We start from the raw sequence: 13,790 nt of genomic DNA, 5'->3' as shown, positions 1-13,790 counted from the left end.
TATGATCCCAGAACTTGGTTATTTTTCCCTAACATTGGCCATGGTACTCAGTGTGCTGTTGTGTATTTTCCCACTTTGGGGTGCACACACAGGAAACCTTCGTTTGATGCGCGCTGCGCCATCACTTGCTATTGGTCAGTTTGCATTTGTTGCTTTGTCTTTTGCTGCGCTTATTTATGCCAGCTTAACCGATGATTTTACCGTATCTTATGTAGCGTATCACTCAAGTAGCACCTTGCCTTGGTATTATAAAATAACCTCAACATGGGGTGGCCATGAAGGCGCTATTTTACTGTGGTTATTAATGCAGGCCGGTTGGACCGCCGTTGTTGCTTTGCGTTCAAAGTCACTGCCTTGGGTACTTCGTGCTCGCGTATTAGGTGTGCTTGGCTTTTTAGGTGTCGGATTTATGATGTACACCTTGCTACTTTCAAGTCCGTTTGAACGTTTACTGCCCTATTTCCCTGTTGAGGGACGCGATTTAAATCCATTATTACAAGACCCAGGGATGATCATTCACCCTCCATTACTTTATATGGGGTATGTCGGTCTTTCTGTTGCTTTTGCCTTTGCTATTGCCGCGTTGTTAACCGGCAAGCTTGATAACACCTGGGCAAAATGGTCACGCCCATGGACAATGACGGCATGGGGCTTTTTAACCTTAGGTATCACTATAGGTAGTTGGTGGGCCTATTCAGAGCTAGGCTGGGGCGGCTGGTGGTTCTGGGATCCTGTTGAAAATGCATCACTCATGCCATGGTTAGTTGCAACCGCGTTACTGCACTCTTTAAGTGTGACTGAAAAACGTGGCGTATTTAAATCATGGACAGTGTTACTGGCTATTGCGGCATTCTCATTAAGTTTACTAGGCACCTTTATCGTTCGCTCAGGAATTATTGTTTCGGTGCATGCCTTTGCAACAGACCCTGATCGTGGCTTATTTATCCTTGGCTTTTTGGCCGTAGTTGTTGGCGGCGGTTTAGCGTTATATGGCTTGCGTGTCTCACAAGTTAAAAGTGAAGGGCGTTATAAATTTGTATCGCGTGAAGTGGCACTTTGGTTAAACAATATTTTCTTAGTGGTTGCTACATTAATTGTACTGTTAGGTACATTATTACCTATGGTTCACAAGGAAATGGGGCTAGGCAGTATTTCAATTGGCGAACCTTTCTTTAATAAAATGTTTGCTATTTTACTGGTGCCATTTGCTATTTTAATGGGCATTGGACCTTTCCTGCGTTGGAAGCAAAATAAGTGGGCCTTTTTACAAAATAAAATATTTGTAGGCGCATTAGTCAGTATTATCATTACCTGTGCGTGGTTATTTAGTAGCTATGAGGTAGTGACTCCATTAACACTTTTAGCAACCACGCTAGGTGTATGGATATTTATTGCCACTTTTATTGATTTATATACCAAAGCAGCGGTTCATGGCTCGGTTAAACTCGGTATAAAGCGTTTAGGTTTAAGCTATTGGGCAATGGTGCTGGGGCATGTTGGTTTAGCCTTTGTTATAGCGGGCATTACACTCACCTCGGCATATTCAGTTGAGCGTGATGTATCGATGAAGCAAGGCGATATCGTGCAGCTTAACCAGTATCAATACCGCTTTGAAGGTGTGAAGACGATTCGTGGTGCAAACTACAGTGGTCATGCTGGTGTCGTGACGGTATTAAAAGGGAATGACACTGTAACGCGTTTATATGCAGAAAAGCGTCGTTACGATATTGGTATGCAATTTATGACCGAAGCCGCTATTGATGCCGGATTCACTCGTGATTTATATCTTGCGCTTGGTGAGCAACTAAGTGAAGGGGCATGGTCATTACGCATTTACCATAAGCCGTTTGTACGTTGGATGTGGATTGGCGGTATTCTGATCTCACTCGCTGGTTTTGTGATTTTATTCGATAAGCGCTATCGCGCCTCACCGCGAAAAGATGAAATAGAGGGGGCAGTATGAACCGTAAACTTATCGCAATTGCCCCTTTATTAATTTTTATCTTTATTTGTGTGTTTTTATACCAAGGGTTGTTTGCCAACCCGCGGGAAATACAAACAGGGCGCATTGGTCAAATGGTGCCTGCGTTTAATTTACCTGATTTAATGCAAGACGATAAACGTTGGACTGATGAGCAGCTAAAGGGTGACGTGTATTTACTAAACGTATGGGGCACATGGTGTCCAACGTGTTTAGCTGAGCTTGGTTATTTAACTAAGCTACGCGAGCAAGGGGTTAAAATTATCGGCTTGTATTATGTACAAAGTTACGACGCCGATTTTGATGGCCCGTTTGATATGCAAGCACTGCGTGACGATGTGAGTAATATGCTTTCACGTGCGGGCGACCCTTATCAATTTAATATTTTAGATTTAGAACGTTCATTGTCTTTAGATTTAGGGGTGTCCGGTGCACCAGAGACATTTTTAGTTGATAAAAATGGCACTATTTTGTTACACCACACCGGTGATATAAACCCTCGAGTTTGGCGCGCTAAGTTTGCGCCTCTTATGCAGGAGCTGCAGCCATGAGATTGTTTTTATTAACCCTTAGCTTATTTATTAGTTTAGCTGCGTTTGCTCAGCAAGATCGTTATCAGTTTGATAGCAACGAACAAGCGGTTCGTTTTGAAGAGCTAACAAAAGAATTACGTTGCCCTAAATGTCAAAACCAGAATATTGCTGACTCTGATGCCGTTGTCGCAAAAGACTTGCGCGAGCGAGTGCTGGCGTTGGTAAAAGATGGTAAAAGCAAAGATGAAGTCATTGACTATATGATTGACCGCTATGGCTACTTTGTTCATTACGATCCACCGGTAACGCCGGCTACGTTAATACTGTGGGTACTTCCGGTACTCATTGTAATAATTGGGTTTGGCTTTATTGTGATTCGCCAACGTAAAGCGTCGGTAAAACAAACCTGGAGTGACGCTGATGAAGTGATGCTCAATAAGCTGATTAAACAAAATAAACATCAGGAGCAAAGTTAAATGATTTTAATGTGGGCGTCTTTTGCTTTACTCACACTTATTGCATTGCTGTTTATTATTGTGCCTTTTTTAAAAAAAGAGCGCGTAGTAACCATCACCCATAACGCCAATGCACAGCTTATCAGCATTTATGAACAGCGTTTAGTTGAATTACAGGCAGATTTAGATAATCAACGTATAGACTCGCAAAATCACAGCGAAGCTATTATTGAATTAAAACGCCGTTTACTTAATGAATTATCGCCGGAGAAGTCACTAAATAGCCGTGGTGACAATCGTATATTTGCTTTAACAGGCGCGGCGTTTTTAATTGCATTAGCAGGTATTTTCTATGCAATGACAGGCAGCCAGCAACAAATTGCAGCTTGGCATGATGCAATGGATAACTTGGCCGATTATGGTCAGCGCGCCGTAATGCAAAAGGGCGAGCCATTAACTAAAAATGAGTTACAAGCGTTTGCCCTAGCACTGCGTACTAAATTAAGTCAAAGCGGTGATGATGAAGTGGCTTGGATGTTGTTAGGACGTGTTGCTTTAATGCTAAATGAATTTGATATGGCGAAACAGTCATTCGATAAAACATTAAAAATAAACCCTGATAATATGCAAGCGCTTGTTAGCTACTCTCAGGTGCTATTACTTGAGGGCAGTGAAGAGAACATGACTCGTGCAGCGGGTATGCTTTCTAAAGTACTGCAAGCTCAACCAAATAACCTTGATGCGATTTCGTTACTTGCACTGATTGCCTTTGAGAGAAAAGACTGGCTACAGGCAAAGGCAGCGTTTGAGGTGCTACTTGCAAGTATGGATGAGTCTGATACGCGCTATGCTATGATCAACCAACGTATTAGCGAAATCGATCTACAAATTGCTCAGCAAAACGTGGCAACCAGTGGCGAGCAGTTAGCGGCTCAAAGTATTCAAGTTACCGTTGATATCGATAGCCAACTTGCAGACAAACAGCCCAATAACGGTATTTTGTTTGTGTTTGCTAAAGCGGCTAAGGGATCACCGATGCCTTTAGCCGTGGTCAAACTAACAGACTATAGCTTTCCAATTACGGTTGAGCTGAGCGATGCTAATGCCATGATGGCAGGGCTAAATTTATCCAGTGCTAATGAAATTGTTATTTCTGCGCGTATTTCTAATGATGATTCAGTGATGCCAAGTACTGGTGAGCTTGAAGGGCATTCTCAAGTGCTTGCTTCTAAAGAGGTGCGACAAGTGCAACTGAACATTGATACATCAATACCTTAAGGATTTGAGATGTTAAAACAAGGCTTACTTTTATTATGTTTACTCACTTTATCGGGCTGTGTTCAAGTACCCGAGAGTAAATATGATGAGCGCGATCCCTTACAAAGCGTAAATAGACCTATTTATGACTTTAATATGGACGTACTCGACACCTATATTTTAAGGCCAGCAGCTGTGGGTTACATCACTGTTACACCACAGCCTGTTCGTCGCAGTATTGTACATTTTACCGATAATATTACAGCACCGGTTGATATTATTAATGCGGGTCTGCAAGGAAAGCCAAGCAGTGCCGGAATTAATTTTGCGCGCTTTTTAGTGAATTCTACGGTGGGAGTGTTTGGCTTATTTGACGTTGCAAGTTCGTTAGGGCTTGAAGTAACTGATGAAGATTTTGGCCAAACCTTAGGTGTGTGGGGAGTAGGCGATGGTGCCTATTTAATGATCCCGGCAATGGGGCCATCAACTGCACGTAACTTAACCGGTGATGTTGTTGATAATGTGGTTTTACCTAAAATTGCACTGACTACACCACAAACTATTTTAGTGTTTGCACTAAAAGCAGTTGAAGCACGTGCGTCATTAATGGCTCAGGAAGGTTTATTGAATGATTCGTTAGACCCCTACTTGTTTATTAAAGACATTTACTTTCAGCGTCAATTATACGAGCTATTTGATGGTAATCCGCCAATAAAAGAAGAGCCTGAAGATTTTGATGAAGATTTCTTAGAAAGTCTTTAATTAAAACAAAAACGCCAGCAAATGCTGGCGTTTTTTCTTAATTAGTAATAATTTATTTAGCTATCAATCATCACCTGCATTTGCTCACTAACCCAGTTGAGAGCTTCGTGATATGCATCAGGCACTTCATCACCTAAGTTTAGTTGCTGAGCTTTGTCGTTCGCAGCTTGCCAATCACCATGCTCATACAGAGTGACCAAGTTTAAGTATTCAGCAAGTAGTCCTTCATTTTTTAACAGCGCTGTTTTTATCTCATTAGACAGAGGCAATTTAAGCATTATGCTGTCCATTTCTTCATCTAATATCGCATCCATAAGCGACATCATGCCGGTTAAGAACGCCATACCTGTATCTTTAAGTTTGCTATGTGAAATAGCTAACAACTCACAAAAACGTGCCCGTGTTAGCGACAGTCTAATAAGCTCTAATGGCTTATCTGCAGATACTTGTGCTGCAAATAGCAAAGATAGTAGTTTTTTGATTTCATTGGCACCTAAGACAATCAGTGCTTGTTTAATAGTATCTATTTCAGAGCGGCGGGTAAATGCTGCTGAGTTTGAATAGCGCAAGAGCTTGTAAGATAAGTTAACATCACGCTCAAATACATCGGTGATCTTCTTAAGATCCATTTCTACACTGGATGTTTCATAGAGTAGTTCAGCCAGTGCCATGCCAGATGGTGGTAAGGTTTTACTTTGCACCATCTCGGGTTTTGAAAAGAAAAAGCCTTGAAAGTACTCAAAGCCGAGCTCAAAAGCTTGGTTGTAAAGCTCGTAAGTTTCAACTTTTTCTGCAAGTAATTTGATATGTGGGTAAGGTTTTAAGTCCTTAATGATCGTTTTAACGGTTTCCATATCGCACGTTAAAAAGTCAACTTTAATGATATCAATAAACGGATAAAAGTGACGCCATACCGGTTGATGGACATAGTCATCTAGGGCGAGTGTGTACCCTTTCTCTTTTAGGTCTTTAACTATTGCTAGCAGACGTTTTCCTGGCTGAACGGACTCTAGTATTTCAATCACAACTCCATTTTTGCCTAACAGCGTGGGGTAGCCTTTTAATAAGGTGTCTAAAGTAAAGTTAATATAAGCGGGTTTATTATCGGTGAAATCTTCAAGACCAAAATTAAACTGGCTGCCCTCAATCAGTCGAGACGTTGCTTCGTCGCCGTCAATGTTCGGAAATACGTTATCTACTCCATCACGAAATAAAAGCTCGTAGCCAATTAGTTCCTTATTGCGATCTAAAATAGGTTGGCGAGCAGCGTAAAAATACATACAAGATTCCGAAACAGTAGAAATTGATTAACATTGTAATAATATATTGGAAAACATTCAAAATAGCATCGGTAAAATGAATTATTATTAATAAAATATCATGGCTTAGGTGATTTTTATTAATCTAAACTCATTGTTTTTAATTCTATTTGTTTTAAAAGCGAGCGAATAGATGGTTTTTTATCTACTTAAATTAGCGGGTTGGAGTTATTAGCAATTACCGTGTTATAGTTGGCTAGAAAGCTTTTATTCCAATACTGTCTTAATTATAAAATCTCAAGAGTCATTATTTGGATTACAAGCCTGTTATTACTTTTTTAAGTGGAGGCGAATTTGGAAACAGGAATGATTATTTCACTGGCATTGTACTTTATTGTAATGCTAGGAATAGGGCTATACGCATATAAGCAATCTACCAGTGATATTTCAGGGTATATGCTAGGTGGTCGTAATTTAGCCCCCAGTGTTGCGGCCTTATCAGCGGGTGCATCAGACATGAGTGGTTGGTTATTAATGGGCCTACCTGGTGCAATGTATTTATTTGGGTTGAGTAAAGTTTGGATTGCAATTGGTTTAGTATTAGGTGCATGGGCAAACTATTTTCTGGTCGCCCCAAGGCTGCGTGTTTATACTGAAAAAGCCAATGACTCCATTACTATTCCTGATTACTTTGCAAACCGTTTTGATGACAACAAAAATATACTACGTGTTATCTCTGCAATAGTAATTATTGTTTTCTTTACCTTATACACTTCATCGGGTGTTGTTGCCGGTGGTAAGTTATTTGAAAACTCATTTCAAATGAGCTACGAAATGGGCTTATACATCACCACAGGTGTGGTAGTAGTTTATACCTTATTTGGTGGTTTTTTAGCGGTTAGCCTTACAGACTTTGTGCAAGGCTGTATCATGTTTATTTCGTTGTTAGCAGTGCCAATTGCCACTTATATGATGCTTGACCAACCATTTCTGGATACCTTAGCAAATGCAAATTATCAGCAGTTACTAAGCTCGCCTAAAGCAAGCGAAATTCATTCTTTAAGTATGCTTGACTGGTTTGCTGGTGGTTCTACCATTGCTATTATTTCTGCAATGGCATGGGGTTTAGGTTACTTTGGTCAGCCTCATATTATTGTTCGTTTCATGTCTGTTCGTTCAGTAAAAGAAATGCCAACCATGCGTCGTATTGGTATGTCTTGGATGACCTTATCTGCCATTGGTGCAGTATTTACCGGTTTATTCGGTGCTGCATATATGATTGAAAATCAAATGCCAATTGCCGATAAAGAAACAATTTTCTTGGTATTGGCTGAATTAATTTTCCACCCGTTAATTGCAGGTTTCCTACTGGCTGCTATTTTAGCTGCGATTATGAGTACGATTTCATCGCAATTATTGGTGTGTTCAAGTTCGTTAACTGAAGACTTCTACAAGATTTACTTAAACCGTGATGCCTCGCAAACTGAGCTGGTATTAGTAGGGCGTATTAGCGTAATACTGGTTGCGTTATTTGCTATTTACCTAGCGTATGACCGTAATAGTTCAATACTTGATTTAGTTAGCAACGCGTGGGCTGGTTTTGGTGCTGCATTTGGTCCACTTGTCTTATTTAGCCTTTACTGGAAACGTATGAACTTAAAAGGGGCTATTAGCGGTATGGTTATTGGTGCTTTAACAGTGCTTGTATGGATTTATGCGCCTATTACCATTAATGGTGAGAGCTTAAGCAGTGTAATTTACGAAATCGTCCCAGGCTTCATTTTAGCGAGTATTGCTATTGTGGTAGGAAGCCTTGTGACAGCTGAACCGAAAAAAGAAATTACTGATCTGTTTGATGAAGTTGAATCGTCATTGTAAGTGATTAGCTAACGTAAAGTTTTGGTTTAAAAAAATGCCAACCAGTTTAACTGGTTGGCATTTTTTATTGACTGACTTGTAACAATAGCAAATTGTGATGTCTTACTCGCTTCTTGTTATTATTACTTAAAGGCATAAAAAAACTGAATACGAATCACGAATTCAGTTTCATAAATTAGTAGTGCGGCTTATAAGCTGCATACTATTTTTTAGATTAGCTCGCTGCTTTATCTTTTATATCAGCAACGTTATCTGACTTTGCTTTTTTAGCTTTTGCAGGTACTTCTTTAGCCCCCTTAAGTACCGCCATAAAGTCGTCTTTACTTTTCGCAATCTCAAGTGCAAGCGACTCAACTTGTTGTTCACTTAGTGGCACATCTACTTTTTCAAGCATGAGTTCTAGTGACTCGGCAATATCGAGCATTTTGTCATAGGCATCAGCTTCTTTTTTAGTAGTAAACGTCATGCGCTCGACTCCGTTTCGTTCTACAACATATTTAACAACAACAGCCATGATTTCTCCTGCTTACTTACGTGGCAATATGATTATTTTAAATCATTAGATTACTGTTTTTATATACAGTACAAGCTTGCGCGCGGTTTTGCAAGCTTTAGCCTTAGTTTATCTGCAGCTTGGTTGACAATAAAGAGTAACTCTACTTTATTTATTAAGTCACTTTATAACGCGTTGCAGTAAAGGAGTCGCAAGGAGTGATTGTTACCGTTAGTACTTAGTAACCACAACGTTATTTAAAAGTGCTGGGTGTAAGTAATCAATGAATGTTCATGTAGGAACGCAAAAGGAAATAGTATGAAATTAATTAAAATAATCTCGTTAGCAGCTGCTTTATGTTTATTACCTATGGGTACCACCTTTGCGCAAAGCGATATGCTATCAGAGCAGATGCAATCAGAGCAGATGCAATCAGCCATGGTTAATATTAATACTGCTGATTTAAAACAGTTAATCAAGTTACCAGGTGTCGGTAAGAAAAAGGCACAGGCAATTATCGATTATAGAGAAGCTAATGGTGATTTCGCATCACTTGAAGATCTAGCTAAAGTAAAAGGGGTGGGTAAAAAAATGCTAGCCAAACTTAATGGAAAGGTGGCGTTTTAACTTAAAAGGGCGCTATGCGCCCTGATCAAACTGTTTTAAGGCAGCACCAAGGTGCTTTTTAGCAAAATTAACATCTACGGGGGCGGTTAGTAGCGGGTAGCTTAAACCAGCCACAATTAAAAAGGGCACTAGTAGCCATCCTTCAAAAAGGGTAAATATTAAAAAAAATGGGCTTAGTAGCATAAGCTTCACAATACGCATTAACACTCTGTCACTAGGAGAGAGCATACTTAACGAGATCGCTATAACAGTTTGTCGTTGACGAACTTTTAAGTGTTTAAGCTCATCAACTTGGCTTGAAAAAAAAGTAAACATATTAAAGTGACTTTTTAGTAATTAATCGACTGGCCACTAATATAAACAGTGTGGCGGTAAAGAGTACAAAAATAATTTCCATCCATGCTGGCATACTTAAGCTAGCAAATTGCCAATCTATGTTTCCGCAATCACCGGTTGCCTCAAAAAATTGCGGTATCCAATGATGTAATGGCATAAACTCTGGAAAATTCGGCTCAAACTCACAGCTAAATGCAAAGGGGTCAGTGGTTGTTTGCATTTCAATGTGTTCACGAGCTATTAGTAACCCCCATACACTTGAAATCCCCCATGTTGTATAGGCAACAATACGTACTGCGAGATTGTTTGGTTTACTGGCGCCAATAATACCCGCAAAAAGTAGACCTAATACTGCGGTGCGCTGGTAAATACACATAATACATGGCGCTAACCCCATGTTGTATTGAAAGAAAAGTGCAGTAACTTCAAGTAGAAAAACAATCCCACTGAATAATAACCAAGGTGTACGTTGAGTACTTAGATTAGCAAGCCAGTTCATAACAAATCCGTATTTAAATAAGGGCTTAGATTATGACGTAGGATAAACAGCGGAGCAAGTAAAAGGGAGGAGCTATGAAATTTCCTAGCTCCTCAAAGTCGGGGAAGTTCTTAATGCCCAGAATTCGCTACAGGGATGTGGTGTTGTATTATCCCCCAGTCATAAAACAAACTGGTTATTTCACTCAAGCCAAAATAAGTCGCGCTTAACCCAACAAAGGTAAGCACAAAAGTGTAAGGTAAAGCCATATACACCATTCGACCGTAAGATAGGCGTAACACGGGAGCTAGTGTTGATGTCAGTAAGAATAAGAAAGCAGCTTGACCATTAGGGGTGGCCACGCTGGGTAAGTTTGTGCCGGTGTTTATCGCCACTGCAAGTAAATCAAATTGGTCTCGAGTTATTTGACCAGCTTTCAGAGCTGCAGCAACTTCATTTATATATACAGTGCCGACAAATACATTATCACTGACCATTGAAAGCAATCCGTTAGCGATAAAAAACATCACCAATTGTAAGTGCCCTTCAAATGTTAGTACCCAAGTAATCACAGGAGTAAAGAGTTGTTGATCGATGATTACTGCAACCACACTAAAAAATACACAAAGTAGTGCCGTGAAGGGGAGGGCTTCTTCAAAGGCTTTACCGAGTTGGTGCTCTTCTATTATGCCGGCCGACGACGTGGCTAAAATAATGACCGATAAACCAATTAAGCCCACGGTTGCTAAATGTAACGCTAAGCCAGTAATTAACCAGATAGCGATAAGTGCTTGAATTGTGAGGTTAACTCTATCGCGTTTGGTGCGTTTTTTATCAAGTGTTTGTGCATGGTTTTTTAAAATAGCATGAATGGTTTCTGGCAGTTTTGCCCCATAGCCAAAGGTTTTTGTTTTTTCTAATAAAAAGGTTGTTAATAAGCCCGCAAAAAGCACGGGTAAAGAAACGGGCAGCATTCTTAAAAAGAACTCACCAAATAGCCAACTTGCTCGCTCTGCAATAATTAAGTTTTGTGGTTCACCAACCATAGTACACACGCCGCCAAGTGCGGTCCCAATCGAGGCATGCATGAGTAAATTACGTAAAAAAGCACGAAACTCTTCAAGCTCTTGACGGTTTACCTCTTTTACTTGGTTATCATCGTTAATATCGTGCTCACTGATAAAATCTTTTCCTGAAGCCACCTTGTGATAAATACTATAAAAGCCCATGGCCACCGCAATAACAACCGCCATTACAGTCAGGGCATCCAAAAAAGCTGATAAAAACGCAGCAGCTATTGCAAAGGCAAGCGATAAAACGGTCTTACTTCTTACTGAAACCACTAACTTGGTAAAAATATACAGCAGCAGATCTTTCATGAAATAAATACCGGCAACCATAAAAATAAGTAATAAAAGCACATCTAGGTTTTGTGCTATTTCATGTTCAACTTGCATGGTTGATGTCATACCAATTAATAGTGCCTCAATGGCAAGTAGACCACCAGGTTGCAGTGGGTAACACTTGAGCGCCATGGCCAGTGTAAAAATAAACTCAATAACCAGTACCCAGCCAGACAAATAAGGGTTTAATTGAAACAGCAGCGGGTTAATTATTAAAAATGCAATAATGGTGTATTTATACCATTGAGGTGCTTTACCTAAAAAATTTATAAATATTGCAGATGGGACACTCTGTTGCATGATTCTTCCCTAGGAAGGCGTTTAATAGTCTGGTTAATGTCATTAACTTAGTCCAGCTTATAGAGGGTGTAAACAACTAAATAATAATAGTCAAAGTGTTTGGTATGAATAATAGGTTGGCATTCATATTGTGTTTAAAACCTATCGGTAAAACTAGCGAATCATACAAGTAAAGTTGCCTTTTTAATCACATACCTAGGTAATTTAACTTACTTTACTTGTTAGTTGTGGCTTGTCTGGTACAATCAGTCAGTTAATCGTATGTAGCGATGTGATGTGAATTAATTCGAGTAGGAATTGAATGAGAATTTTTAAAGCGAAAAGCCCAGCAGGATTTGCTGAGGAATACATAGTAGAGTCAATCTGGAATGGTGATTTCCCTCCAGGTTCAATTCTGCCAGCTGAGCGTGAACTCTCGGAGTTAATTGGTGTTACTAGAACCACATTACGAGAAGTATTACAGCGATTAGCCAGAGACGGTTGGTTAACAATACAACATGGTAAACCTACTCGCGTTAATAACTTTTGGGAAACCTCAGGATTAAATATCCTTGAAACACTGGCACGTTTAGATGAAGATAAAATGCCAGAGCTAACCGATCAGTTACTCTCAGCACGTACTAATATCAGCGCAATTTATACCCGTGCAGCTATAAAACTTGCACCAGAGCGTGTTATCGAAATTTTATCACAAAGCGATGAATTAGAAGACAGCGCGCAAGCGTTTGCAGATTATGATTATAAAGTTCATCATGAATTAGCTGTTGCCGGTAACAATCGCATTTATGTGCTCATCCTTAATGGCTTTAAAGGTTTTTATTCTAAGATTGGCTGTCATTACTTTTCAGATCCTCGCACTCGCGAGCTTGCACGCCAGTTTTATAAAGACTTAACTAAGCTTGCTGAGAATAAAGAGCACGATGGTGCAATATTCATGATGCGTAAATATGGTCATCAAACCGGTGAAATATGGCAACATATTCGCGGTGATATGCCTAGCGATATTATGGATTAGTAAAAAGAACCTGCTTAAAGCAGGTTTTTTTATGATTAAAAATCAGTCCATTTATCAAGCGTTCGCTATTTTAGAACGGTGCTATCTATAAATACGATTGTTAATTTATTTTTGATAGCCATAGAATAATGTTTAATTAAATATGGTTGCTATTGTAATTTTAAAATTAGTGCCCATATTAGTAATCAGTATTGCGTAAGCAATTGACAATAAACTCAAAATATTTGGAGAATAAAATGGGTGTATTAGTAGGCCGTCAGGCACCAGACTTTACCGCTGCAGCTGTTCTAGGTAACGGTGAGATTGTAGATAGCTATAACCTTCACGAAAAAATCAAAGGTAAAAAAGCAGTAATCTTTTTCTACCCTCTAGATTTCACATTTGTATGTCCTTCTGAGCTTATTGCTTTTGATAAGCGTTATGCAGAATTCCAAAAACGTGGTGTAGAAGTAATTGGTGTTTCAATCGATTCACAGTTCTCACACAACGCATGGCGTAACACGGCTGTAGCAGACGGCGGTATTGGTAAAGTTCAATACGCACTAGTTGCAGACGTTAAACACGAAATCTGTAAAGCATACGACGTTGAGCACCCAGAAGCGGGCGTTGCATTTCGTGGTTCTTTCCTAATCGATGAAGAAGGTAACGTACGTCACCAAGTAGTGAACGACTTACCACTGGGTCGTAACATCGACGAAATGATCCGTATGGTTGATGCACTAGCATTCCACAGCGAGCACGGCGAAGTATGTCCTGCTGGTTGGACTGAAGGTAAAAAAGGAATGGACGCAAGCCCTGAAGGCGTAGCTAAATTCTTATCTGAAAACGAAGGCGAGCTATAATTTAGCTCTTTAGTTTAAGATAAAAAAAACCGCCATATTGGCTAATGCCAGTCAGTTAAGAACTGACTGGCATTTTCTTTTATAGGGGTACTTATTCGGCTTCTTTCTTATCTCCCTTGGATAATGCCTATCTGGTAACCTATCGGGTAAAATAAACAATCTAAGTGTTGT

General features: G+C 39.8%; 14 protein-coding genes. 9 read left to right on the top strand and 5 right to left on the bottom strand.

Annotated elements, in window-relative coordinates:
• Window position 1: 1 nt before the first annotated feature.
• The 5 genes from CWC30_RS06675 to CWC30_RS06655 are packed head-to-tail and all read left to right on the top strand — an operon-like array spanning window position 2 to window position 4,988.
• Window positions 2–1,963: a heme lyase CcmF/NrfE family subunit gene (locus tag CWC30_RS06675; protein WP_138626706.1), complete on the top strand. Its 1,962-nt coding sequence runs from the start codon at window positions 2–4 to the stop codon at window positions 1,961–1,963.
• Entirely contained in the window at window positions 1,960–2,532 is a 573-nt protein-coding gene (locus CWC30_RS06670; RefSeq protein WP_036981784.1) for a DsbE family thiol:disulfide interchange protein, read from the top strand. The genes CWC30_RS06675 and CWC30_RS06670 overlap by 4 nt, the downstream gene beginning before the upstream one ends.
• The gene (locus tag CWC30_RS06665; protein ID WP_036981786.1) at window positions 2,529–2,990 is read left to right on the top strand and encodes a cytochrome c-type biogenesis protein; all 462 of its coding nucleotides are present in this window, start codon (window positions 2,529–2,531) and stop codon (window positions 2,988–2,990) included. Before CWC30_RS06670 ends, CWC30_RS06665 begins: the two co-directional genes overlap by 4 nt.
• The gene (gene ccmI / locus CWC30_RS06660) at window positions 2,991–4,247 is read left to right on the top strand and encodes a c-type cytochrome biogenesis protein CcmI (protein WP_138626705.1); all 1,257 of its coding nucleotides are present in this window, start codon (window positions 2,991–2,993) and stop codon (window positions 4,245–4,247) included. It abuts the gene before it with no gap.
• A gap of 9 nt (window positions 4,248–4,256) precedes the next feature.
• Window positions 4,257–4,988 (top strand): MlaA family lipoprotein, encoded by a 732-nt coding sequence (locus CWC30_RS06655; RefSeq protein WP_138626704.1) that lies wholly within the window; start codon window positions 4,257–4,259, stop codon window positions 4,986–4,988.
• A 56-nt stretch (window positions 4,989–5,044) separates the two neighbouring features.
• Here the strand turns inward: CWC30_RS06655 and CWC30_RS06650 are convergent, their stop codons facing one another.
• Entirely contained in the window at window positions 5,045–6,268 is a 1,224-nt protein-coding gene (locus tag CWC30_RS06650) for an EAL and HDOD domain-containing protein (protein WP_138626703.1), read from the bottom strand.
• Between the two features lie 345 nt (window positions 6,269–6,613).
• Between CWC30_RS06650 and putP the strand changes: the two genes are divergently transcribed.
• A complete protein-coding gene (gene putP / locus CWC30_RS06645) occupies window positions 6,614–8,125 on the top strand; it encodes a sodium/proline symporter PutP (protein ID WP_138626702.1) in 1,512 nt (503 codons plus the stop codon).
• Window positions 8,126–8,339: 214 nt separating this feature from the next.
• Here the strand turns inward: putP and CWC30_RS06640 are convergent, their stop codons facing one another.
• The gene (locus tag CWC30_RS06640) at window positions 8,340–8,639 is read right to left on the bottom strand and encodes a YebG family protein (RefSeq protein ID WP_036981796.1); all 300 of its coding nucleotides are present in this window, start codon (window positions 8,637–8,639) and stop codon (window positions 8,340–8,342) included.
• A gap of 297 nt (window positions 8,640–8,936) precedes the next feature.
• On the opposite strand from CWC30_RS06640, the gene CWC30_RS06635 reads away from it, so the two are divergent.
• Window positions 8,937–9,245 carry a ComEA family DNA-binding protein gene (locus CWC30_RS06635; RefSeq protein WP_036981798.1) on the top strand — a complete coding sequence of 103 codons (309 nt, stop codon included), beginning with the start codon at window positions 8,937–8,939 and terminating at the stop codon, window positions 9,243–9,245.
• A gap of 12 nt (window positions 9,246–9,257) precedes the next feature.
• Here the strand turns inward: CWC30_RS06635 and CWC30_RS06630 are convergent, their stop codons facing one another.
• The 3 genes from CWC30_RS06630 to nhaB all read right to left on the bottom strand — a co-directional run bounded on the left by CWC30_RS06630 (window position 9,258) and on the right by nhaB (window position 11,762).
• Complete coding sequence (locus CWC30_RS06630) at window positions 9,258–9,560, bottom strand: DUF6170 family protein (RefSeq protein ID WP_138626701.1); 303 nt, start codon at window positions 9,558–9,560, stop codon at window positions 9,258–9,260.
• A 1-nt stretch (window position 9,561) separates the two neighbouring features.
• Window positions 9,562–10,080, bottom strand: coding sequence for a disulfide bond formation protein DsbB (gene dsbB / locus CWC30_RS06625; protein ID WP_010387961.1), 519 nt, complete (start codon window positions 10,078–10,080; stop codon window positions 9,562–9,564).
• A gap of 110 nt (window positions 10,081–10,190) precedes the next feature.
• Window positions 10,191–11,762, bottom strand: coding sequence for a sodium/proton antiporter NhaB (gene nhaB, locus CWC30_RS06620; RefSeq protein WP_138626700.1), 1,572 nt, complete (start codon window positions 11,760–11,762; stop codon window positions 10,191–10,193).
• A gap of 301 nt (window positions 11,763–12,063) precedes the next feature.
• Here nhaB and fadR point away from each other — a divergent pair, with 301 nt between their 5' ends.
• Both fadR and CWC30_RS06610 read left to right on the top strand, forming a co-directional pair.
• The gene (fadR, locus tag CWC30_RS06615) at window positions 12,064–12,777 is read left to right on the top strand and encodes a fatty acid metabolism transcriptional regulator FadR (RefSeq protein WP_008109093.1); all 714 of its coding nucleotides are present in this window, start codon (window positions 12,064–12,066) and stop codon (window positions 12,775–12,777) included.
• A 236-nt stretch (window positions 12,778–13,013) separates the two neighbouring features.
• Complete coding sequence (locus CWC30_RS06610) at window positions 13,014–13,619, top strand: peroxiredoxin (protein ID WP_008109095.1); 606 nt, start codon at window positions 13,014–13,016, stop codon at window positions 13,617–13,619.
• Window positions 13,620–13,790: the final 171 nt, after the last annotated feature.

The organism is Pseudoalteromonas sp. S4741, assembly GCF_005886135.1.
Classification (GTDB): domain Bacteria; phylum Pseudomonadota; class Gammaproteobacteria; order Enterobacterales; family Alteromonadaceae; genus Pseudoalteromonas; species Pseudoalteromonas tetraodonis.
This window is presented reverse-complemented; position numbering and strand designations above follow the sequence as displayed.

What these genes read in the sequence shown, in the direction of transcription:
- fadR (WP_008109093.1), top strand. Translation starts at nt 12,064, where the DNA reads ATGAGAATTTTTAAAGCGAAAAGCCCAGCAGGATTTGCTGAGGAATAC.
- CWC30_RS06655 (WP_138626704.1), top strand. Translation starts at nt 4,257, where the DNA reads ATGTTAAAACAAGGCTTACTTTTATTATGTTTACTCACTTTATCGGGC.
- CWC30_RS06665 (WP_036981786.1), top strand. Translation starts at nt 2,529, where the DNA reads ATGAGATTGTTTTTATTAACCCTTAGCTTATTTATTAGTTTAGCTGCG.
- CWC30_RS06610 (WP_008109095.1), top strand. Translation starts at nt 13,014, where the DNA reads ATGGGTGTATTAGTAGGCCGTCAGGCACCAGACTTTACCGCTGCAGCT.
- nhaB (WP_138626700.1), bottom strand. Translation starts at nt 11,762, where the DNA reads ATGCAACAGAGTGTCCCATCTGCAATATTTATAAATTTTTTAGGTAAA.
- CWC30_RS06630 (WP_138626701.1), bottom strand. Translation starts at nt 9,560, where the DNA reads ATGTTTACTTTTTTTTCAAGCCAAGTTGATGAGCTTAAACACTTAAAA.
- CWC30_RS06635 (WP_036981798.1), top strand. Translation starts at nt 8,937, where the DNA reads ATGAAATTAATTAAAATAATCTCGTTAGCAGCTGCTTTATGTTTATTA.
- dsbB (WP_010387961.1), bottom strand. Translation starts at nt 10,080, where the DNA reads ATGAACTGGCTTGCTAATCTAAGTACTCAACGTACACCTTGGTTATTA.
- putP (WP_138626702.1), top strand. Translation starts at nt 6,614, where the DNA reads ATGATTATTTCACTGGCATTGTACTTTATTGTAATGCTAGGAATAGGG.
- CWC30_RS06670 (WP_036981784.1), top strand. Translation starts at nt 1,960, where the DNA reads ATGAACCGTAAACTTATCGCAATTGCCCCTTTATTAATTTTTATCTTT.
- CWC30_RS06640 (WP_036981796.1), bottom strand. Translation starts at nt 8,639, where the DNA reads ATGGCTGTTGTTGTTAAATATGTTGTAGAACGAAACGGAGTCGAGCGC.
- CWC30_RS06675 (WP_138626706.1), top strand. Translation starts at nt 2, where the DNA reads ATGATCCCAGAACTTGGTTATTTTTCCCTAACATTGGCCATGGTACTC.
- CWC30_RS06650 (WP_138626703.1), bottom strand. Translation starts at nt 6,268, where the DNA reads ATGTATTTTTACGCTGCTCGCCAACCTATTTTAGATCGCAATAAGGAA.
- ccmI (WP_138626705.1), top strand. Translation starts at nt 2,991, where the DNA reads ATGATTTTAATGTGGGCGTCTTTTGCTTTACTCACACTTATTGCATTG.